A 21,821-nucleotide genomic window follows, 5' to 3' on the forward strand; every position below is an offset into this window, starting at 1 on the left:
AATCGTTATCCGATTTTATTTTCAGTTTCTGTATCTTCTTTTGGCACATAAAACCGAGAAACTAATACGCCAACTTCAAACAATAAACACATAGGGATTGCGAGTAACGTTTGAGAGAAAATATCAGGTGGTGTGAGTAACATACCAATAATAAAGGCAGCCACAATAATATAAGGGCGTTTTGCTTTAAGATCTTCTGGAGTTGTTACGCCAGACCAACATAACAAAATGATCGCAACTGGCACTTCAAAACAGATACCAAAAGCGAGAAAAATTGTTAAAACAAAATCTAAGTAACTGCTGATATCTGTTGCAATCGTAACGCCTTCTGGTGCGGTACTTGTTAAAAATCCGAATACCAGTGGGAAAACAACATAGTAAGCGAACGCCACACCAATATAAAATAGTAGTGTGCTAGAGATAAGAAGTGGGTAAACTAAACGTTTTTCCTGCTTATATAATGCAGGGGCAACAAATGCCCAAATCTGATACAAAATATAAGGAACAGAGAGAAAAACAGCCACAATCGCAGTAAGTTTTATAGGGGTAAAAAATGGTGTTGCCACATTTGTCGCAATCATTGTTGCCCCTGCTGGAAGCCGTTCAGTTAATGGGCTGGCAAGTAATGTATAAATGTCATTTGCCCAATAAACCAACAGCACAAAAACAATTAAAACGCAAATAACCGCTTTTAATAAGCGGTTACGCAATTCAATTAGATGTGTAATTAAGGGTTGAGATTCATCAACTGACATTTTGTTTGTCCTGTTTTGGCTCATCTACACTTGCCAAATCATCATCAGGTGGATAGTACAGAGTAAGTTTCTCTTCATCGGCTTCCGCCAATTCCGCAATTTCACCTGAGAGATGTGGCTCATTGATTTCATTTTCTGTAAGCGGTTCGTTTTGCTGATTATTTTGCAAATCTTGTTGAGCGAGAGTTTGGCTTTCTTGTTCAATTTTTTGTTGAATATCTGCAACTTGTTCGTCCGTTAAAGTCTGAATTTGCCCTTTTGCAGAAGTTAAATCATTTTGCATTTTTTCTGCGGATTGCTTGAGATCTTCAACGGTTTTACTTAATTCGGGTGATAATTTACTCAAATTAAGTTCTTCTGCTTTTTTGATGCTCTCTTGCAACTCTTGTAATTTTAACTCTTGAGCAAGCTCATTCTGAACATTAGCAGCTAGCCCACGAATCGTACGAACCCACCCCATTACTGTACGAATAGCAATGGGTAAGCGTTTAGGCCCAAGTACTACCAAGCCAACTATAAAAACAAGGACTAATTCAGAAAAACCAATATCAAACACGGATTATGCCTGCTCTTTATCTTTTACTTTTTGTTCAGTTGATTCCGCTTGTTTTTGCTCAACTTTCTCAAATTCAGCATCTTTAGGTTTATCATCACTCATCGCTTTTTTAAAGCCTTTTACAGACTCGCCTAAGTCAGAACCTAAATTGCGTAATTTTTTTGTGCCGAAAAGCAAAACAATAATTGCAACAACGATCAGAAGTTGCCAAATGCTAATACCACCCATAGTGTACCTCTTATTAAGTGAATAAAATAAAAACGTTACTGATTATACGTTTTTTCGCAAATTAAGACACGCAAAAAGCGTAAAAAGTTGCCCTATAGTGACACAGTTTTAGCGGAGTAAAAAGAAGTATTTCTCCAAAATGTGTTTTGGATCACAATAAATGACTTCAAAACACATTTAGAATGGTTACGATAGCTTGCTTATTTAGATGAGTGCTTATTTAGTTCATCACGATATTGTTGGAGCTTTCGTATCTAGAATAAGTTGTAATCGGTTTGAAATGTCAAGGACATTAATATACTTACTAATCTAATATAGCCTCAAAGATAATAAGAATGATGGAAAAATGGCTTAATCATAAATGATTAAGCCATTAGTATTGTAAGAATAGATTAATTGAGTTTGCAGATTATAGATTTACCACAAATTTACCTACACCTAGCTCGTCTTCTTTACGAGTACGGTTGATAACGCTTTGTGGCGACTCGACAATACGTAGCCCCATTTCATCTTCAGTACGAACAACATCGCCACGCAATGAGTTGGTATAGACATTCGTAATTTTTACATCAACAAACTTACCAATCATATCTGGTGTGCCTTGGAAATTCACAATGCGATTATTTTCCGTACGTCCTGTTAATTCCATCAGATCTTTTTTAGATGGACCTTCGACCAAAATACGTTGTTCCGTGCCTAACATCGATCGGCTAAATTGCATCGCTTGATTGTTGATACGTTGTTGTAAACGATATAAACGCTCTTTTTTCTCATCTTCACTCACATCATCAGGGAGATCCGCAGCTGGTGTTCCTGGGCGGGCGGAGTAAATAAAACTAAAGCTCATATCAAAATTAACTTGTTCAATCACTTTCATTGTTTGCTCAAAATCTTGAGCTGTTTCGCCAGGGAAACCGACAATAAAATCTGAACTGATTTGAATATCTGGACGAGCCTGTCTAAGTTTACGAATAGTCGCTTTATATTCTAAGGCGGTATGATTTCGCTTCATCATTGTTAATACACGATCCGACCCACTTTGAATAGGTAAGTGTAAGAAACTCACCAGTTCAGGTGTATCACGATAGACCTCAATAATATCATCTGTAAACTCAATCGGGTGACTCGTGGTATAACGTAGGCGATCTATGCCATCAATGGCTGCAACTAAACGGAGTAATTCTGCAAAAGTGCAAATTCCCCCATCAAAAGTTTCACCACGATAAGCATTTACGTTTTGACCCAATAAATTGACTTCGCGTACACCTTGTGCAGCAAGCTGTGCAATTTCAAAGAGAATATCGTCTACTGGGCGACTGACTTCTTCACCACGAGTGTAAGGCACAACACAGAAAGAGCAGTATTTATTACATCCTTCCATAATTGAAACAAATGCGGTTGGACCTTCAGCTCGTGGCTCTGGCAAGCGGTCAAATTTCTCAATTTCTGGGAAACTAATATCCACAACAGAGCTCTTACCACCACGGATTTGGTTAATCATTTCAGGCAAGCGATGTAACGTTTGTGGCCCGAAAACGATATCCACGAACGGAGCTCGCTGGCGAATATGTTCCCCTTCCTGTGAGGCAACACAACCACCCACACCAATAATTAAATTAGGCTTGGTGTTTTTCCAACTTTTCCAACGCCCAAGTTGAGAGAATACTTTTTCTTGTGCTTTTTCACGAATAGAACAAGTGTTAAGCAGCAAAACATCTGCATCTTCAGGATTTTCTGTTAATTCAAAACCGTGAGTGCTATTTAATAAGTCTGCCATCTTTGATGAATCATACTCATTCATCTGGCAGCCCCAAGTGGTAATATGTAGTTTTTGCGTCATTTGAAAATAATTAGGTAAGTCAATTAGTTAAATAAAAACATAAAGACAAGCGCTTTATGTAATAAAAATGTTGGCTATTCTACCTGTTTGAAGAAATTTTGGCTATAAATTCACAGAAATTCCTTACAAGCGGTAGGTTCTTTTGACTATTTTGCAATAAATTAAAATGATCTTACCGCTTATGAAAAAGCAAAACCACGCTAAACAGCGTGGCTTTTTAAGCTATATAATCTTACCTTATTTTGTTAAGGTTAATACTACACTTTCGCCTTTTACAACTTCGCCAGAAAGTTTTTGTAAGTTGCTGATTTCATCCATATTTGAGATCACAACAGGCGTTAAAACTGATTTTGCTTTTGCTTCTAATAAAGCTAAATCAAATTTAATAATAGGATCGCCAGCTTTAACTTTTTGACCTTCTGTTGCGATACGGGTAAAACCTTCGCCTTTTAATTCTACAGTATCAATACCGAAGTGCACGAATAACTCAATACCTTCATCTGATTCGATAGAGAATGCGTGGTTAGTTTCAAAAATTTTGCCGATTGTGCCATTGACAGGAGCAACGATTTCATCGCCATTTGGACGAATTGCAATACCATCACCGACAATTTTTTCAGAGAATACTACATCTGGTACATCTTCAATATTAACGATTTCACCTGAAAGCGGTGCATAAATTTTTACTTCTTTTGATACTGTTTCTTTTTTTCCGCCAAAAAGTTTATCTAAAAAACCCATAATTCAAGTCTCCATTACTAAATGAACAAAATTCTAACATATTTTATACGAGAATTTTGTATTTGTATCTAATTAGTTCAGCTTTTGATAGAAGGAATTCACTAATTGTTCAATATCTGCTGCTGTTGGTTGAGCAAGTGCTTCATCTGCTAGTGCTTTTGCATCTGCAAAGTTGATACTACGAACTAGCTTCTTAACGTGAGGAACAGAAATTCCACTCATACTAAATTCATCTAGCCCCATACCAAGCAATAATGCGGTTGCACGCACATCACCCGCTAATTCACCACACATACCTGTCCATTTCCCTTCTGCGTGAGAGGCATCAATCACCTGCTTGATTAGATTTAATACTGATGGTGTTAATGGGTTGTAAAGGTGAGCAATAATTTCATTACCACGATCTACCGCTAAGGTATATTGTGTTAAGTCATTTGTGCCGATACTGAAGAAATCAACTTCTTTCGCTAAATGACGAGCATTGACTGCAGCAGATGGTGTTTCAACCATTACACCAATTTGAATATTTTCATCAAAGGCTTTGCCTTCTGAACGCAGTTGCTCTTTTAAATGTGTAATAATACCTTTAAGCTCACGAATTTCTTCCACCGAAATAATCATTGGGAACATTACTGCAAGCTTACCAAATGCAGAAGCACGTAACACTGCACGCAACTGCGTATCTAAAATTTCGCGACGAACTAAACCAATACGGACTGCCCGCCAGCCTAAGAATGGGTTCATCTCTTTCGGTAAATCAAGGTATGGTAGTTCTTTATCGCCACCAATATCCATTGTACGAAGAACAACTAATTGCCCTTTCATCGCTTCCACAACTTCTTTGTATGCCTCGAACTGCTCTTCTTCTGTTGGCAAATGATTGCGATCCATAAACAAGAATTCGGTACGATATAAACCAACACCTTCGCCACCATTACGTAATACGCCATCAACATCACGAATTGTCCCGATATTCCCAACAACTTCAATGCGATGCCCATCTAACGTTTCCGCAGGTAAATCTTTCAATTTGGCAAGTTCTGCTTTTTCTGCTGCTTCTTTTTCTTGTTGAGCTTTAAATTGTTCAACTTGTTCGGCTGATGGATTAATGTGAATTTCATTATTTGTTGCATCTAAAATAATCAAATCACCCGTTTTAACAAGCGAAGTAATGTTATTAGTACCGACAATCGCTGGAAGCTCTAAAGAACGAGCCATAATCGAAGTATGAGACGTGCGTCCACCAATGTCAGTGATGAAACCTAATACTTTATCTAGATTGAGTTGAGCTGTTTCAGAAGGCGTGAGATCGTAGGCAACAAGAATAGATTCCTCTTGAATGTCACCTAAATCAACAATGTGCATTCCAAGAATGTTGCGTAACAAACGGTTACCAATATCACGAATATCACCAGCACGCTCTTTTAGGTATTCATCATCAATTTCAGCTAACATAGAGGCTTGCATATCAATAATTTTGCTTGTTGCCACATCAGCAGTAACCAACTTTTCTTCTACGTAGCCTAGAATTTCTTCTTCTAATTCTTCATCTTCTAAGATCATTAAATGACCTTCAAAGATAGCTTCTTTTTCTTCACCTAACGTACGACGTGCTTTTTCTTTAATTGCGGTTAGTTGAATTACGGCTTTTTCACGACCTGCATAAAACTTCGCTTTTTCAGCTTCAACTTGGTCTGCGGAAATTTTTTGTGTGTTAAGAACTATAGGCTCTTCTTTTAAAACAAGCGCTTTACCGAAAACAACACCAGGAGATGCGGCAATACCAGTAATCATAATTGAATCCTTGAGTATAAATTGAAAAATTGTGCACAGCACAAAACGACTCTATCGTCAAAAAACTCCATTTGAAGTAAAATTAACGATAAAGTCGTCTATAAAATCGTGATTATTCTAAGGTTGGAATTAAATCCACTAAGAAGTCAACGGCTTTTTGCTCATCTTCACCTTCGGCAGAGATAGTAATGACAGTACCTTGTGTTAAGCCTAACGTTTGTAACTTAAATAAACTTTTTGCACTTGCACTTTTGCCACCTGAAGTGACAGTAACATCAGAAGCGAAGCCTTTTGCTGCTTTAACAAATTCTGCTGCAGGGCGAGTATGTAAGCCATTCGGTGCAATAATCGTAACGTCTTTTGAGTACATTTTTGTTTCCTCTTTTAAATCAAATAGTTAAACAATTTACGTCCATTTATAGAAATACAACGCTATAAAACACTGCCTACTGTACTACAAAACGTCTAAAAACACACGATAAAACAAGTCAAATAAGTAATAATTTACGAACTGATAGCATTTATTTTAAACAATGAAGAAATTAATTTGAGTCATCTCAAACCTTTGTTCTAGTTTTGTGCAGAGTAGAATTTAATCAAAATTTTTCGTTGCATTTCCCATTAAAATCTTGTATTTATCCACACTTTACATTTCAAACACAACATTAACTTTTAGGAGCATAAAATGCAAAATGTCGGTTTCGTCGGATGGCGTGGTATGGTGGGTTCTGTTCTTATGGATCGAATGGTTCAAGAGAATGATTTTGCAAACATCAATCCTGTTTTCTTCACAACTTCTCAAGCGGGTCAAAAAGCCCCGGTTTTTGCAAATAAAGACGCTGGGGACTTAAAAAATGCGTTTGATATCGAAGAATTAAAAAACTTAGATATTATCGTAACTTGCCAAGGTGGAGATTACACCAATGAAGTTTATCCAAAATTAAAAGCAACGGGCTGGAATGGCTACTGGATTGATGCAGCCTCTGCATTACGTATGCAAGATGACGCTATTATCGTACTTGATCCTGTAAACCAACACGTTATTGATGAAGGTTTAAAAAACGGCATTAAAACTTTCGTTGGCGGTAACTGTACAGTTAGTTTAATGCTAATGGCAATTGGTGGCTTATTTGAGCGTGACTTAGTTGAATGGGTTTCTGTTGCAACTTACCAAGCTGCAAGCGGTGCGGGTGCAAAAAATATGCGTGAATTACTTTCGCAAATGGGCGTGTTAGAAGCATCTGTTAAAGCGGAATTAGCAAATCCTGCCTCTTCTATTTTAGAGATTGAACGTAAAGTTACCGCAGAAATGCGCGCAGATTCATTCCCAACAGACAATTTTGGTGCCCCATTAGCGGGTAGTTTAATCCCTTGGATTGACAAACTATTACCAGAGACAGGGCAAACCAAAGAAGAATGGAAAGGTTATGCAGAAACAAACAAGATTTTAGGCTTAAGTGCAAATCCAATTCCTGTTGATGGTTTATGTGTGCGTATTGGTGCATTACGTTGCCACAGCCAAGCATTTACCATTAAACTGAAAAAAGATTTACCACTTGCTGAAATTGAACAAATCATCGCAAGCCACAATGAATGGGTAAAAGTAATTCCAAACGATAAAGAAACCACATTACGCGAATTAACACCAGCCAAAGTAACAGGTACGCTAAGTGTTCCTGTTGGACGTTTACGTAAATTAGCAATGGGTCCTGAATATCTAGCAGCTTTTACTGTTGGTGACCAGTTATTGTGGGGTGCTGCGGAGCCTGTTCGCCGCATTCTCGTTCAATTAGTTAAGTAATTAACACAGCCAAACAAGCGGTTGGTTTAGTTGTACGATTTGCAAATCAAGTAGCTAAATTTACCGCTTGTATCTTTTTATTACATTTCAATACTTTAGTTGTAATTTACGCCTATACTGATAATAGTAGAAAAAATTAGCTATTCTTTGGAGTTGCTTTCCCTAATCCTAGCTCTATATCAATTTTTTCTAGCACATATTCAATCAGGTATAAGTCCAAGATTATAGCTAAAATAGTCCTCATATGAAGACATTTAATGGTGGGCATTTGATTACATCGGGCTATTCAAAGCACTTATTTTAAAATATGGCTATAAAATTGCCAAAGCTTTGAGTCGCTCTTGTTTTACACGACGAGGAGATACGGAGAACTGTTTGCGAAAAGCTGTGCTGAAGTTATCGGGATTAGTATAACCTGCAATTTCTGCTGCAATAGTAACAGAAGCACCTTGCAAGAGTGCGTTATATGCAAGTTCTAATTTGTGTCGGCGAAGGTAAGCACCAATACTAATATGATGAACTTGCTTAAAATCACGTTGTAATGTTGTCACATTGGTGTGTAATATCTTTGCAATTTGAGCTAAAGAGTAAGTGTTAAACTCTCCGTTTTCTAATTGTTTTGTAAAAGCTTGAATATATTGAAGTTCATTCTGTTTTACCATCATAAAAAGTTGAGAAAAGCTTTCTGATAGTAAAGCTAAAAGTTGGCTTTCTTTTTCAAGAATAGTTGGCAGATCAATGACACCTTCTGATTTTAATTGTTTAACCAACGTTAAAATACGTTGATTAGCAAGAATAGGAAAAGTAGTTAGATGTTGCTGGTTGAGTCGCTGTAACGAGATATAATCTTCATTATCTAGAAAACCATTGTTCATTAACCATTCTCGACTAATAAAAACAACAAACTCAGACTGTTGTGTACATTCGGAGAAGTGCTTCCAGCCTTGTTCATCTTTTGCAATGGATAAGAATGCTGCTTTAGGGTGGCTAGTTGCATCCTGCCTAAAAACACCATGTTCAAACTGAATTTTTGAAACCCCTGTTAAAGTAATCACCAAACGCAAATCAGCAGTAAAAACCCCACCTGAAATTTCTGATGTTGGAGATAATATGTCGATATCAGAGTATTTTGTTCGCAGTCCAGAACGAAAATGGTTAATTGTGATATTCCCTGAAATGGATGGGTATTGGTTTTCTAAATGAATTTTATGCTGTTTCACCTGATATCCTGTCATTTTATGAAGCGGTTTGATTGTATGATTTTTTTGTAAAAAGTCGTGACATAACGAATTAAATTTGCTTTTTCATAGGATTAAATATTTTTTCTCAAAGGTTTTGTTAAGTGAATAATGCCATAATAATTCATATTTGATAATTATTCTTATTTGATTTTGAGGAATTATATGTTAAAACCTGATTTTCGTCTTTCACTGATTAGCTTAGCTTTATTTTCATCAATTGGGGTTGCCGATACCCAGCATTTAAAAGTCGTTGATGTAAATGCGGATACAAAAACTTTAGCAACAGGTTACTCACCAACGCAATCATTGAGTGGAACTAAAACTGTGACCGCGTTAATGAGAACACCGATGAGTGTTGAAGTGGTATCTAATAAATTGATGAAAGATCAAGGCGTTGATCACGTAATTGATGCTCTTAACTACCATAGTGGTATTATTAGTAATTATCGTGGTTCTAATCAACAAATGGAAATTACGATTCGCGGAATTGGTAGTAAAAATAACAGTAGCGGTGGTACTGTACCAACATATCTTAATGGCATAAGCTACAAAGCGGATTATGCGATTAAGCCTTTCTTCTTAGAGCGTATTGATATTGTCAAAGGACCTAATTCCGTATTGTATGGCCAGGCTAATCCTGGTGGTGTAATGGATCTAGTAACGAAAAAAGCAACGGGTAAAAACCTTGGCGAATTGCAGTTTGTATTAGGTTCAAATCATCGTTACCAAGTTGGTTTAGATTTAGATTATAAATTGTCAGAAACATTATCGGGACGTGTGATTGGTCAGTTTGAGAAAACGAATTGGAAAGAAAAATATGTCAAAGAGCAAGGTGGTGCGGTTGCTCCATCATTAGTTTGGCAACCAACCGATAGCACTAAATGGGAATTATATGGATATTTTGCAAAACAACCGAAAGCGGGAGATCGTAATTTCTTGGTAAGCCAAGGGTTAATTACGAGTGTGAACGGAAAGAAAATACCTTATGATTTTTTCCCAAGCGATCCAAATTTCCATCATTTATCAACGGAACAGGTGCATTTAGGTTCTCAATTCAGTCATCAATTTAATGAAAATTTATCTTTCCGCCAGAATATTCGTTACAGCCGTTCTAAAGAAACATTCAGAAACTTGGTTGTAGCTTCAATCATGCCAAATAATCAATCAGAATTAAGACGAATGGCAAGAGCTTGGGAAGATCAAAAAAATGAATTTGGCATTGATAATCAGCTAGAAAGTAAATTTAGCCTAGGCGGAACTAAGCATACATTATTAACGGGCATTGATTATCGCCATACTCACGATGATTCTATCTTTAAGGCCAATGCAAGTGTTCCGTCAATTAATTGGCAAAACCCGAAGTATGGTGTGAATGTTGGGCCACTAAAAGTACAACGTAATTTAGTGCAAAGTATGGGGCAACTAGGGGTATATGCCCAAGATCAAGTTGAAATCGGCAACCTTGACATTATGTTGGGAGGGCGTTTTGATAAGGTTAAAACGAAAGTCATTGACTTAGTCAAAACTCAGAGAAAAGACAATCAGGCTCATCAGTTTACTTGGCGTACAGGGGCAATTTATAACTTTGATAATGGATTTGCACCTTATGTGAGTTATAGCACATCATTTTTACCGACTACGGAAATGGACAAACAAGGTAAGGTATTAAAACCGACAAAAGCTGCTCAATGGGAAGCTGGGATTAAGTATCAACCTAATGAGACATTGTTCTTAACATTAGCTAGCTTTGAAATTAACCAACGTGATTTAGTTGAATTGGAGCCTAAAACACGCATTGCAAAACAAATTGGTAAAGTGAAAACTAAAGGGTTAGAAGCAAATCTTTCTGCACAATTAACCGATGAAATCGCATTATTGGCAACTTATGCGTATATCAATAAGACAATCAAACAAGCACCAGATAGCCAAACTATTGGTAAAACTCCTTGGGGAATTCCACGTCATCAAGCATCATTATGGGCAAAATATAGCATCAAAAATGGTGCGTTGAATGGCGTTGGTATTGCAGGTGGAGTTCGTTATTTTGGTACGACTTGGGGCAGCAATACAAATGCTTTCAGAGTTCCGCACTTTACGTTGTACGATGTTGCTCTTCAGTATGATTTCTTACCAAAATTTAACGTGAATATGGATATGCAACTTAACGTTCAAAACTTAACAAATAAAAAATATGTCAGCAGCTGTGCTCATTCAAATGCTTGCTTTTATGGTAAAGAACGTCTCGTAAGTTTAACGACAAACTATCGTTTTTAAGGATAAGCTAACTATGAATTTGGGCGATTTTATCGCCCAAGTATAATTGTAAAAAATATGAAGAATCTTACCGCTTGTTTATTCACAATGATCATTTCTTCTTCACTTTTTGCCACAACCGATACTGAAATTCAGTTAGCGGAGGGCGATTTTGTTAAAGGCGAATTAACCCTATTAAATAATCAAAAAAACAGTGCTGATTTATTCATTGAATTTGCTGATCATAGTCAAAGGCAGTTATTAAAAAATATTTTTGATAAACAAGAGTTTATGTTTAAAGCTGAAACATCTGGGGTGGGAAAATTTATCGTAAAAGGTCATGCTAAACCATTAACGAATAATGATGTTAGCTTAAAAATTTTACAGCATATTCCTCTTGAGCAACAAAATCATTCAAAAGAGAAGTATGACAATTCCTTACTCCAAGAACTTGTTTTAACATTAAAACAATACCCAGACAAAAAGGATCTTTTATTAGACCAATTTTGGGAAACCGTCAAAGGTCAGGGAACGCCATTAATTGAGCCATTAGATCAGAGAATGAGCCGAGTAACTTTTTTATGGAGAGGTGCGAAACATAATGTGCGTATTTTTGGTGGGCCGACTACCGATCACGACCTAATGCAACAAATACCCAATACAGATATTTGGTATAGAAGTTATGAAGTTCCAAATGATACCCACGTTAGCTACCGATTAGCTCCAGATGTTCCAATCTTATCCTTACCAAGTATGGAACAACGTAGAGCCATTTTATCTACTGCACAAGCTGACCCTTTCAATCATTTTCCTTATTTCAATGATAAAGATGGCAATATCAAGAATACGGATAAGTACAATTATGTTTCACAACTAATTTTACCGAAAGCACCTAAGCCGCAATATGAAAAAATGGGACACTATCCCCAAGGTAAATTGACTACCTTTGAATTTGAAAGTAACACTTTAGGTAATAAACGTCGCTTATTTGTTTATACACCAGTAGGTTTTCAACCTGATCAACCTTACCCTGTATTGTATCTTTTTGATGGCGTGGAGTTTCACACACAAGTTCCATTACCTACAATATTGGATAATATGATTGCAGAGAAAGTAATTCCGCCTATTGCAGTGGTTTTTATTGAAAACCCATCTAGTCAAGCGAGATCAAGTGAATTACCCCCTAATCCTATTTTTGCGAACGTATTAGCTCAAGAGCTTGTTTCTTTTATTGAGAAATCAGCTCACATTCAGGCTAGCAACAGAATTATTGCAGGCGCTAGTTATGGTGGATTAGCGGCCGCTTATATAGCATTGAAACATTCCAATATATTTTCTAATGCGTTGATTATGTCAGGCTCTTTTTGGTGGCACCCTAAAGATACAAAGGCTGAAGACAATCATTTTATTGCAAGCGAGTATATTAAGCAGAATAAATTACCTCTCTGTTTTTTTATGAGTGCAGGCTATTTTGAAAATGGAAGATCGGAAATTTTACAAACATCACGACATTTAAAAGACGTATTGCTTGCAAAAGGCTATCCGATCACTTATCAAGAATACTCAACAGCACACGGTTATTTAGCCTGGAAGAATATTATTGCGGATGGTTTAGTTGCTTTATTGAATAATCCAAAATGTTTTTCAAAAACAAATAATTCACTACATAAGTAGTGAAATTTACGTAAAATATCTGATAACAATTCTCAATTTTATGAAGGAGCTTGTATGTTAAAAAAATTATTGATTACGTTAGGGTGTGTCGCTTTGATGACCAATGCTTGGGCGACTGATGTGAGTATTCCAACCGCTCGTGGTGAAGTTACGTTAAAAGCTCATCCTACAAAAATTGCAGTATTTGATCTAGGGAGTTTAGATACACTCCAAGCATTAGGGGTTAAGGTTGATGGTGCACCGGATGCACTAAAAACGTTAACCTATCTTAAACCGACTTTTGAACAAGCAAAATCTGTTGGTACTTTATTTGAACCTAATTTAGAAGCATTGAATGAACTAAAACCTGATTTAATTATCGTTGGCACTCGTACGGCGAAAAAATACGATGATGTGAGTAAATTAGCGCCTAGTATTGATATGACTGATAATGCGGATAACTTCATTGAAGGTGCGTTAAAACGCATCGAGAGTTTTGGTAAGTTATTTGGAAAACAGTCTGAAGCTGAAAAATTAATAAATGAAATCAATACCTTATTTGCTGAAACAAAAAATGCAGTGAAGGGAAAGGGAAATGGTTTAATCATTTTAGTGAATGGCGGTAAAATTTCAGCATTCGGAAAGGGCTATCGTTTAAGTTGGATTCATGATGATTTAGGTATTCCTTTAGCTGATGAAACAATCAAAGGTGCAGGACACGGTCAACCGATTTCATTCGAATTGGTTCAAAAATTAAACCCTGATTGGTTGTTTGTCTTAGACCGTATTTCAGCGATTGGTAAAGAAGGTAAGGCTGCGAAAGAAGTCTTAGATAACGAGCTTGTTCACCAAACAAAAGCGTGGAAAAATAACCAAATCGTTTATTTAAGCGGTGCATCTTACCTTGCACCGGGTGGTTTTGAGCAAATTAAAATGGACTTAACCACCATTAAAAACGCATTTGAGAAGAAATAATCCTCAATACAAGCGGTGCGATTGTGGCAATTTTTTGCAAAAAAATGTGAAGATCTTACCGCTTGTTTCTATTATTTGATGATGTTTTCACTTAATCGTCTCAATTTTCTATTGCTATTAGTGCTTTGTGTCATCAGTGTGATGACTGGGGTTGCGGATTTTAATTGGTCGCAACTCTTTTCTGATCCTACACAAATGCAATTACTACTTATCAGTCGCTTACCTAGAACACTTGCAGTCTTACTGGTTGGTGCAACACTTGGCATTGCTGGAATGGTATTACAGATTGTGTTGAAAAACCGTTTTCTTGAACCCAGTATGATTGGCGCAACGCAAAGTGCTGCGGTGGGAATTTTGATTGTCAGCTTGTTATTTCCTGCCACATCGTTAATGGTGAAAATGTCAGTAGCCACACTAACAGCCTTAATCGGAATGGCTATTTTTACGGGGCTATTACGCAGTTTACCACCCCATCAGCAGTTAATGATTCCTCTTGTTGGTATTGTCTTTGGTAACGTCATTGAAGCAGGCACAACTTTTGTTGCTTATCAAACAGAAAGTTTACAACTCATTTCTGTTTGGTTTACTGGGGATTTTTCTGGCATTTTATCTGGTCGCTACGAATTATTGTGGCTCACAGCCATTTTAGCGATTGTGATCTATATTATGGCAGATCAGCTGAGTATTGCAGGGTTAGGACAACATATCAGCACTAGCTTGGGGGTAAATTACCGCCAAATGACGTGGTTAGCTTTAGTGGTTGTGGCAATGATTACTGCAGTCGTGGTGGTTACAGTCGGACAAATTCCTTTTATTGGGTTGGTTGTACCCAATATTGTTTCTCGCTTAGCTGGGGATCGATTACGCCATAATTTACCTTCTGTGGCACTAATGGGAGCAAACCTAGTGCTGATTTGCGACATTATTGGACGTACAATTAACGCACCTTACGAAGTCCCGGTTTCAACGATTTTCGGCATTATAGGTGCGGTACTTTTCCTTTACCTATTATTTAAGGGGAAACGTAGTGCAGGCTAAACGTTTATTGTGGCTATTATCGTTACTGTTTGTGGCATCTGCATTTTTGTTTATGACCTATAATGCTCGTGGACAATGGGATTTTGTATTGGCTTTTCGTAGTGAAAAATTACTACTGCTGATTACCATTGGTTATACCATTGGCATTTCCACTTTGCTGTTTCAAACATTAACACACAATCCGATTCTTACTCCCAGTATATTAGGGTTTGATGCTCTGTATATTTTAGTGCAAAGTTTATTGATCTTTTTCTTTGGTGGCATTGGTTTTACGCAACTTGACCAAAATAGCAAATTTTTGTTTGAAACCTTGCTAATGGTTAGCGGAGCATTGCTATTATTTAGAACATTAACTAAAGATAATGTTGATTTAACCAAAATGATTTTGGTTGGCGTGATTTTTGGCATGCTATTTAGAAGTCTAACTAATTTGCTTCAACGGATGATTGACCCAACGGAATTTGCTGTTGCACAAGGCTCTTATTTTGCCCAATTTAATACGGTAAATTCTGATGTACTATGGATTGGTATTGTGATTGCGATCGTGAGTGCCATTTGGATCTGGAAACAGCGTCATCAACTCGATGTATTATTGCTCGGTAAATCTACCGCCATTAGTTTAGGTATAGAATATCACCGATTTTCTCGCCAATTACTGATTTGTAGTGCCATATTAGTATCCGTTTCAACCGCATTAGTTGGGCCAATTCTCTTTTTAGGATTGTTAGTTTGTGCGATTGTGAATGCAATGACTCGGACAATGTACCATTCTGTGCGTATTCCCGCGGTCTTTTTTACTTCTGCGATGACGCTTATTTTAGGGCAAGTGGTTTTTGAACAGATTCTTGGTTTGCAAGGCGTATTAAGTGCAGTAATTGAGTTTATCGGGGGATTAGTTTTTATTGGGCTGATGTATCGCCGACAAAAATAAGGATAGATAATGATTAAAATCAGTCAGGTTAATCATCATATTGGCAATGCCACCATTTTACGCAATATAGATTTAACTATTCAAAATGGCGGTATTACGGCGTTAGTTGGGCCAAATGGGGCTGGAAAATCAACATTGTTATCGTTGATTGCTCGTTTAATACCATTACAGCAGGGGCAAATTTGGCTTGATGAAAAAGATATTCATAAAACATCATCGAGAGAAATTGCTAAACATCTTGCGATTTTGACTCAAGATAATGCTATTCACAGCCGAATTACCGTGCGAGATTTATTGATGTTTGGGCGTTATCCACACCATCAAGGAAGACCGACAGAGCAAGATAACGACATTGTTGAGCAAGCGCTTAAGCGCTTTGAACTGCAAGATTTTTCGCAACGCTTTTTAAGTGAATTATCAGGGGGGCAACGGCAAAGAGCTCTGATCGCAATGACATTTTGCCAACAAACTCAGCATATTTTATTAGATGAACCTTTAAATAATTTAGATATGTTTCACGCTCGTGAGCTAATGCGTTTATTGCGTAAATTAACCGATGAGTTCAATTTAACAACCATAATGGTGGTTCACGATATCAATATGGTTGCTGCTTATGCGGACACGATTGTTGCAATGAAAGATGGGCAAATTCGCTTAGTTGGAACGCCAGATGAGATTTTAACCCCCAAAAATTTGCAAGAAATATTTTCCCTTGATGCCGAATTGATCGAATATCAAGGGAAAAAAGTCGTATTACATCATTTGTAGTAATTGATTACTTAATCCATTTATCGTCATCAGCTTTACGCTCAAATTCCGCTTCAAAGGTATTGTTGTCAGATGTCTTACCTTGCTGGTTATAGTGAGAATGGGATGAACCTGAAAAATGAAACGGAACTTTGTTGGCGACAAGTTTAAGCACAAGCCCTTGTAAGAGTGTTCTTGTTATCGGTAAAAGTAACAATAAGGCTAAAATATCACTTAGAAAACCAGGAATTAAAAGCAACACGCCAGAAATTGCAAAAAAGAGTGAAGAAATCACCGCTTGGGTTGGGATTTTCCCTTGCGCAATTTGTTGGCGGATACTTAATACCGTCATAATACCGCGTAATTTAATTACCCATAGCCCTAATGCAGAAATCCCAATCATCAATAAAATAAGTGGCAATACACCAATTGATGAACCTACCGCAACCAATAATGAGATTTCACAATAAATATATAAAAATAGTCCGACAAAAAATAGCAAAATAGGCATAGCTTTCTCCTTATTCAATGACATAACTAGATTGTGTTTGATTTTATTTTTTCAACTTTTTTCAGCAAATTTTCCGCTAAGTTATTCAAAATTAAACAAATCTATGTTATCAATAACGCATTTATTCGTATAAGAAAATTTAGGACACAACATTTAATGAATGGCTCAAATTTAGTTGTAGAAAGTTTAAAAGCTCACGGTGTGACTACCATTTTTGGTTACCCTGGTGGAGCAATAATGCCTGTTTATGATGCAATTTATGATTCAGGTTTAGATCATTTACTCTGCCGCAATGAACAAGGAGCAGCGATTGCTGCGATCGGCTACGCCCGTTCAACAGGCAAAACAGGTGTGTGTATTGCCACATCAGGTCCGGGAGCAACCAATCTAATTACAGGATTAGCTGACGCATTATTGGATTCAGTTCCTATTGTGGCAATAACAGGACAAGTTGCGACTTCTTTTATTGGTACTGATGCGTTCCAAGAAATCGATGTATTAGGGCTATCTTTAGCTTGTACTAAGCATAGCTTTATTGTGCAAAATATTGATGAATTGCCTGAAGTATTAGCTAAAGCATTCCAAATTGCTCAAAGTGGCCGCCCTGGCCCTGTGCTAGTGGATATTCCAAAAGATGTCCAATTTGCCCCAACATCAGCACAACCAATTGTTTACCCAAAACTTGCAAATAATTCGCAAGATCCTACCGCTTTAGCACAAGCTAAAACCCTATTAGCCGAAGCAAAACGCCCAATCTTATATGTAGGCGGTGGCGTAGGAATGGCAGAGGCAGTAGAAGCGGTGAGAAACTTCCTAGAAATTACTAATATGCCATCTGTTTCTACCTTAAAAGGATTAGGCACAATTCCACCACAGCATCCGCTTTATATGGGCATGTTAGGAATGCACGGCACGAAAGCGGCTAACTATGCGGTACAAGAGTGCGATTTACTTATTGCCTTCGGTGCAAGATTTGATGACCGAGTAACAGGTAAACTCGACACTTTTGCACCGAATGCCAAAGTGATTCACGCAGACATTGATGCGGCTGAAATCAATAAATTACGCCAAGCCAATGTTGCTTTACAAGGCGATTTGATCGAAGCGGTCAATGCATTAAGCCAACCATTAGAAATTGATCCTTGGCGTGACGATATTCGCCGTTTAAAAGCAGATTTTGATTTCCGTTATATTGAAAATAGCGAAGATAAAGAAATCGATCCTTGGGCGTTAATACATACACTTTCTCAACGCAAACCACAAAATGCGGTGATTACCACTGATGTTGGACAGCATCAAATGTGGTCGGCACAACATATGCAACATTATGCCCCTGAAAACTATTTAACTTCGGCAGGGCTTGGCACAATGGGCTTTGGTTTACCTGCTGCGGTAGGGGTTGCTAAAGCTCGTCCACAAGATCCTGTGATCTTAATTACGGGCGATGGTTCATTGATGATGAACATTCAAGAATTTGGCTCAATTAAACGTGCGAATTTGCCAATTAAAATTTTACTACTGGATAACCAACGTTTGGGAATGGTTCGCCAATGGCAATCGCTTTTCTTCCACGGACGCCATAGCCAAACAATTTTAGATGATAACCCTGATTTTGTCACACTTGCTTCTGCCTTTGGTATCGCTGGCGAACGCATTGAAAAGGCTTGCCAAGTATCCGATGCAATTAACCGCTTGCTGAATGCGAAAGACGCATATTTACTACACGTTTGTATTCCTGATGAAGAAAATGTATGGCCACTTGTGCCACCAAATGCTTGTAACAGCGATATGATTGAAGAAGATATTGGGGTCTAATAATGAAAACGTATGATTTAACTATTCAAGCCAACAAACGTCCTGAAACTTTAGAACGTTTACTACGGGTTATCCGCCATCGTGGTTTTGAAGTGATCGCACTCCAAACCCAAACGGAAAATGACACCATTTCTCTAAAAATCAAAGTACAAAGCGAACGAGCTATTGGGCTATTGTTCAACCAACTAGCCAAATTGCCCGATGTGGTGAGTTTGGGCGAAAAATAATAAAAGGAATAAAGATGAAAACACTTGGTATTATTGGCGGAATGTCGCCCGAGAGTACGGTAACTTATTACAGTGAAATCAATCGCTTAGTTAATCAAGCTAAAGGTGAGAATAGTTCTGCTCCGTTGTTGATGGTGAGTGTTGAATTCAGCGAAATTGTAGCCTGTCAGAAACAGGGCGATTGGCAAAAAGCCGGGCAACTTTTAGCAGATGCGGGGAAAAAACTAGAGCAAATTGGGGCGAAAGGGATTCTGTTAGCGACGAATACAATGCATAAAGTAGCTGGAGATATTATTGAGCAGATCAATGTACCTTTCTTACACATTCTTGATGCAACAGCATCTGCGATTAAGGCTCAACAGCTTAATAAAGTCGCTTTATTAGGTACTCGTTTTACGATGCATGATGATTTTTATCGTGATGGATTGGAAAAACGTGGGATAACGGCGATTGTCCCAGATGATCGTATTCAACTAGAAATTCATCGCATTATCTTTGAAGAGCTTTGTGTCGGCAAATTCTTACCAGAATCAAAACGATTTTATTTGAATACAATAGATAGTCTGATGCAACAAGGGGCAGAAGGTGTTATTCTAGGCTGTACTGAGATTGGTTTGCTAGTTCAGCAAACAGATAGCCAATTACCTTTTTTTGACACTGCACAATTACATTCACAAATGGCAGTAGATTTTATTTTAGGGCAGTAACAAGCGGTGAGATACCGCCCAAATTTTACAATTTAAAACACAACATTATTTACTTGGAGAGATTATGCCAAAATTACGCTCAGCGACCAGTACACAAGGTCGTAATATGGCGGGCGCACGAGCATTATGGCGTGCAACAGGGATGAAAGAGAATGACTTCGGCAAGCCTATTATTGCAGTCGTGAACTCATTTACTCAATTTGTGCCGGGACACGTTCATTTAAAAGATATGGGGCAATTAGTTGCCGCTGAAATCGAAAAAGCCGGTGGTGTCGCAAAAGAATTTAATACGATCGCAGTAGATGATGGTATCGCAATGGGGCACGGTGGGATGCTCTATTCATTACCAAGCCGAGATCTGATTGCCGATAGCGTAGAATATATGGTAAATGCACACTGTGCCGATGCGATGGTTTGTATCTCTAACTGTGACAAAATCACCCCTGGAATGTTAATGGCAGCATTGCGTTTAAACATTCCGACGGTATTCGTATCGGGTGGCCCGATGGAGGCCGGTAAAACGAAATTGTCCGATAAAATTATTAAATTAGACTTGGTTGATGCAATGATCCAAGGTGCTAATCCCAATGTATCCGATGCGGAAAGCGAACAAATTGAACGTTCTGCTTGCCCTACTTGTGGTTCTTGTTCTGGAATGTTTACGGCAAACTCAATGAACTGCTTAACCGAAGCGTTAGGTTTAAGCCTACCAGGCAATGGCTCTTGTTTGGCTACTCACGCCGATCGTAAACAATTGTTCTTAGATGCTGGGAAACAAATTGTTGAACTTTGCAAACGTTATTATGAACAAGATGATGCTTCAGTTTTACCACGTTCAATCGCGACTAAAGATGCTTTTGACAATGCGATGAGTCTTGATATTGCAATGGGGGGGTCAACCAATACCGTATTACATTTATTAGCGGCCGCTCAAGAAGCAGAAGTTGATTTTACAATGGCAGATATTGATCGTCTTTCTCGAGTTGTACCTTGTTTAAGTAAAGTTGCCCCAAATACGCAAAAATACCATATGGAAGACGTTCATCGTGCTGGTGGGATTATGGCAATTTTAGGTGAGCTAGATCGTGCAAATTTACTGAAAAATCAAACTCGTACCGTATTGGGTATGAGCCTTGCGGAACAAATTGCGAAATATGATATTGTTCTAACAAAGGATGAGGCTGTACATAAGTTTTTCCGAGCAGGCCCTGCAGGTATTCGTACCACTCAAGCTTTCTCACAAGATTGCCGTTGGGATACAGTGGACGATGATCGTGAAAACGGCTGTATTCGTAGCAAACAATTTGCATATAGCCAAGATGGTGGCTTAGCAATGCTATCGGGCAACATTGCGTTAGATGGCTGTATTGTTAAAACTGCTGGGGTCGATGAAAGTATTCTCAAGTTTACAGGTAAAGCGATTGTATTTGAAAGCCAAGAAGATGCCGTAGCAGGTATTTTAGGTGGAAAAGTACAAGCGGGACACGTTGTTGTTATTCGCTATGAAGGCCCGAAAGGTGGGCCGGGAATGCAAGAGATGCTTTATCCAACCAGTTATCTGAAATCAATGGGATTAGGCAAAGCCTGTGCGTTATTAACGGACGGGCGTTTCTCTGGTGGTACTTCTGGACTCTCTATCGGACACTGCTCACCGGAAGCTGCCGCAGGTGGCTTAATTGGCGTTGTTAAAGATGGTGATACCATTGAAATTGATATTCCAAATCGTAAGATTGAGTTAGTTGTGCCTGATGCAGAACTTGCCACTCGCCGAGCAGAACAAGATAAGCTTGGTTGGAAACCTGCAACTCGCCAACGTGAAGTATCATTTGCTTTAAAAGTTTATGGACACTTTGCGACATCGGCAGATAAAGGTGCGGTTCGCGATAAAACGAAAATTTAATGATGAGATAAGCGGGCAGATTATGCAAAAAATTTGTAAAATCTAACCGCTTGCTTGCACCCAAAGCCTTGCTTCAGTAGAATGCAAGGCGTTTTTTTATTTGATTTA

At 38.0% G+C, this 21,821-nt stretch carries 20 protein-coding genes; 11 read left to right on the plus strand and 9 right to left on the minus strand.

Annotated elements, in window-relative coordinates:
* Positions 1-5 precede the first annotated feature (5 nt).
* The 7 genes from tatC to ptsH form a co-directional block, all read right to left on the minus strand.
* The gene (tatC, locus tag A1D26_RS08000) at positions 6-755 is read right to left on the minus strand and encodes a twin-arginine translocase subunit TatC (RefSeq protein ID WP_157395182.1); all 750 of its coding nucleotides are present in this window, start codon (positions 753-755) and stop codon (positions 6-8) included.
* On the minus strand, positions 745-1,311 hold the full coding sequence (gene tatB, locus A1D26_RS08005) for a Sec-independent protein translocase protein TatB (RefSeq protein WP_157403526.1): 567 nt from the start codon (positions 1,309-1,311) through the stop codon (positions 745-747). Before tatB ends, tatC begins: the two co-directional genes overlap by 11 nt.
* 3 nt (positions 1,312-1,314) lie before the next feature.
* Positions 1,315-1,539, minus strand: coding sequence for a Sec-independent protein translocase subunit TatA (tatA, locus tag A1D26_RS08010; RefSeq protein ID WP_157403527.1), 225 nt, complete (start codon positions 1,537-1,539; stop codon positions 1,315-1,317).
* A 409-nt stretch (positions 1,540-1,948) separates the two neighbouring features.
* Entirely contained in the window at positions 1,949-3,379 is a 1,431-nt protein-coding gene (miaB, locus tag A1D26_RS08015) for a tRNA (N6-isopentenyl adenosine(37)-C2)-methylthiotransferase MiaB (protein ID WP_157403528.1), read from the minus strand.
* 237 nt (positions 3,380-3,616) lie between these two features.
* The gene (gene crr, locus A1D26_RS08020; protein WP_157403529.1) at positions 3,617-4,120 is read right to left on the minus strand and encodes a PTS glucose transporter subunit IIA; all 504 of its coding nucleotides are present in this window, start codon (positions 4,118-4,120) and stop codon (positions 3,617-3,619) included.
* 72 nt (positions 4,121-4,192) lie between these two features.
* A complete protein-coding gene (gene ptsI, locus A1D26_RS08025) occupies positions 4,193-5,914 on the minus strand; it encodes a phosphoenolpyruvate-protein phosphotransferase PtsI (RefSeq protein WP_157403530.1) in 1,722 nt (573 codons plus the stop codon).
* A 112-nt stretch (positions 5,915-6,026) separates the two neighbouring features.
* Positions 6,027-6,284, minus strand: a complete 258-nt coding sequence (ptsH, locus tag A1D26_RS08030; RefSeq protein ID WP_047975952.1) for a phosphocarrier protein Hpr — start codon at positions 6,282-6,284, stop codon at positions 6,027-6,029.
* A gap of 315 nt (positions 6,285-6,599) precedes the next feature.
* Here ptsH and asd point away from each other — a divergent pair, with 315 nt between their 5' ends.
* Entirely contained in the window at positions 6,600-7,715 is a 1,116-nt protein-coding gene (gene asd, locus A1D26_RS08035; protein WP_157403531.1) for an aspartate-semialdehyde dehydrogenase, read from the plus strand.
* A 311-nt stretch (positions 7,716-8,026) separates the two neighbouring features.
* On the opposite strand, the gene A1D26_RS08040 is transcribed toward asd, so the two are convergent.
* A complete protein-coding gene (locus A1D26_RS08040) occupies positions 8,027-8,935 on the minus strand; it encodes a helix-turn-helix domain-containing protein (protein ID WP_157403532.1) in 909 nt (302 codons plus the stop codon).
* Positions 8,936-9,118: 183 nt separating this feature from the next.
* Here A1D26_RS08040 and A1D26_RS08045 point away from each other — a divergent pair, with 183 nt between their 5' ends.
* The 6 genes from A1D26_RS08045 (at position 9,119) to A1D26_RS08070 (ending at position 16,574) form a co-directional block, all read left to right on the plus strand.
* On the plus strand, positions 9,119-11,230 hold the full coding sequence (locus tag A1D26_RS08045) for a TonB-dependent siderophore receptor (protein ID WP_157403533.1): 2,112 nt from the start codon (positions 9,119-9,121) through the stop codon (positions 11,228-11,230).
* Between the two features lie 57 nt (positions 11,231-11,287).
* Entirely contained in the window at positions 11,288-12,883 is a 1,596-nt protein-coding gene (locus tag A1D26_RS08050) for an esterase family protein (RefSeq protein WP_157403534.1), read from the plus strand.
* A 54-nt stretch (positions 12,884-12,937) separates the two neighbouring features.
* Entirely contained in the window at positions 12,938-13,837 is a 900-nt protein-coding gene (locus A1D26_RS08055; RefSeq protein WP_157403535.1) for a siderophore ABC transporter substrate-binding protein, read from the plus strand.
* Positions 13,838-13,918: 81 nt separating this feature from the next.
* Entirely contained in the window at positions 13,919-14,875 is a 957-nt protein-coding gene (locus A1D26_RS08060) for an ABC transporter permease (RefSeq protein ID WP_157403588.1), read from the plus strand.
* Positions 14,876-14,927: 52 nt separating this feature from the next.
* Positions 14,928-15,806, plus strand: a complete 879-nt coding sequence (locus tag A1D26_RS08065; protein WP_157403589.1) for an iron chelate uptake ABC transporter family permease subunit — start codon at positions 14,928-14,930, stop codon at positions 15,804-15,806.
* Between the two features lie 9 nt (positions 15,807-15,815).
* Positions 15,816-16,574: an iron ABC transporter ATP-binding protein gene (locus A1D26_RS08070; RefSeq protein WP_157403536.1), complete on the plus strand. Its 759-nt coding sequence runs from the start codon at positions 15,816-15,818 to the stop codon at positions 16,572-16,574.
* 7 nt (positions 16,575-16,581) lie between these two features.
* On the opposite strand, the gene A1D26_RS08075 is transcribed toward A1D26_RS08070, so the two are convergent.
* Positions 16,582-17,064 (minus strand): FxsA family protein, encoded by a 483-nt coding sequence (locus tag A1D26_RS08075; protein ID WP_157403537.1) that lies wholly within the window; start codon positions 17,062-17,064, stop codon positions 16,582-16,584.
* Between the two features lie 156 nt (positions 17,065-17,220).
* Between A1D26_RS08075 and ilvG the strand changes: the two genes are divergently transcribed.
* From ilvG to ilvD, 4 genes are all read left to right on the plus strand, one after another.
* Entirely contained in the window at positions 17,221-18,879 is a 1,659-nt protein-coding gene (gene ilvG, locus A1D26_RS08080) for an acetolactate synthase 2 catalytic subunit (protein ID WP_157403538.1), read from the plus strand.
* 2 nt (positions 18,880-18,881) lie between these two features.
* Positions 18,882-19,106: an acetolactate synthase 2 small subunit gene (gene ilvM / locus A1D26_RS08085; protein WP_157403539.1), complete on the plus strand. Its 225-nt coding sequence runs from the start codon at positions 18,882-18,884 to the stop codon at positions 19,104-19,106.
* Between the two features lie 14 nt (positions 19,107-19,120).
* Positions 19,121-19,813 carry an aspartate/glutamate racemase family protein gene (locus A1D26_RS08090; protein WP_157403540.1) on the plus strand — a complete coding sequence of 231 codons (693 nt, stop codon included), beginning with the start codon at positions 19,121-19,123 and terminating at the stop codon, positions 19,811-19,813.
* Between the two features lie 64 nt (positions 19,814-19,877).
* Positions 19,878-21,713 (plus strand): dihydroxy-acid dehydratase, encoded by a 1,836-nt coding sequence (ilvD, locus tag A1D26_RS08095; RefSeq protein WP_157403541.1) that lies wholly within the window; start codon positions 19,878-19,880, stop codon positions 21,711-21,713.
* Positions 21,714-21,821 lie beyond the last annotated feature (108 nt).

The sequence above is a fragment of the Ursidibacter maritimus genome, assembly GCF_009761395.1.
Classification (GTDB): Bacteria; Pseudomonadota; Gammaproteobacteria; order Enterobacterales; family Pasteurellaceae; genus Ursidibacter; species Ursidibacter maritimus.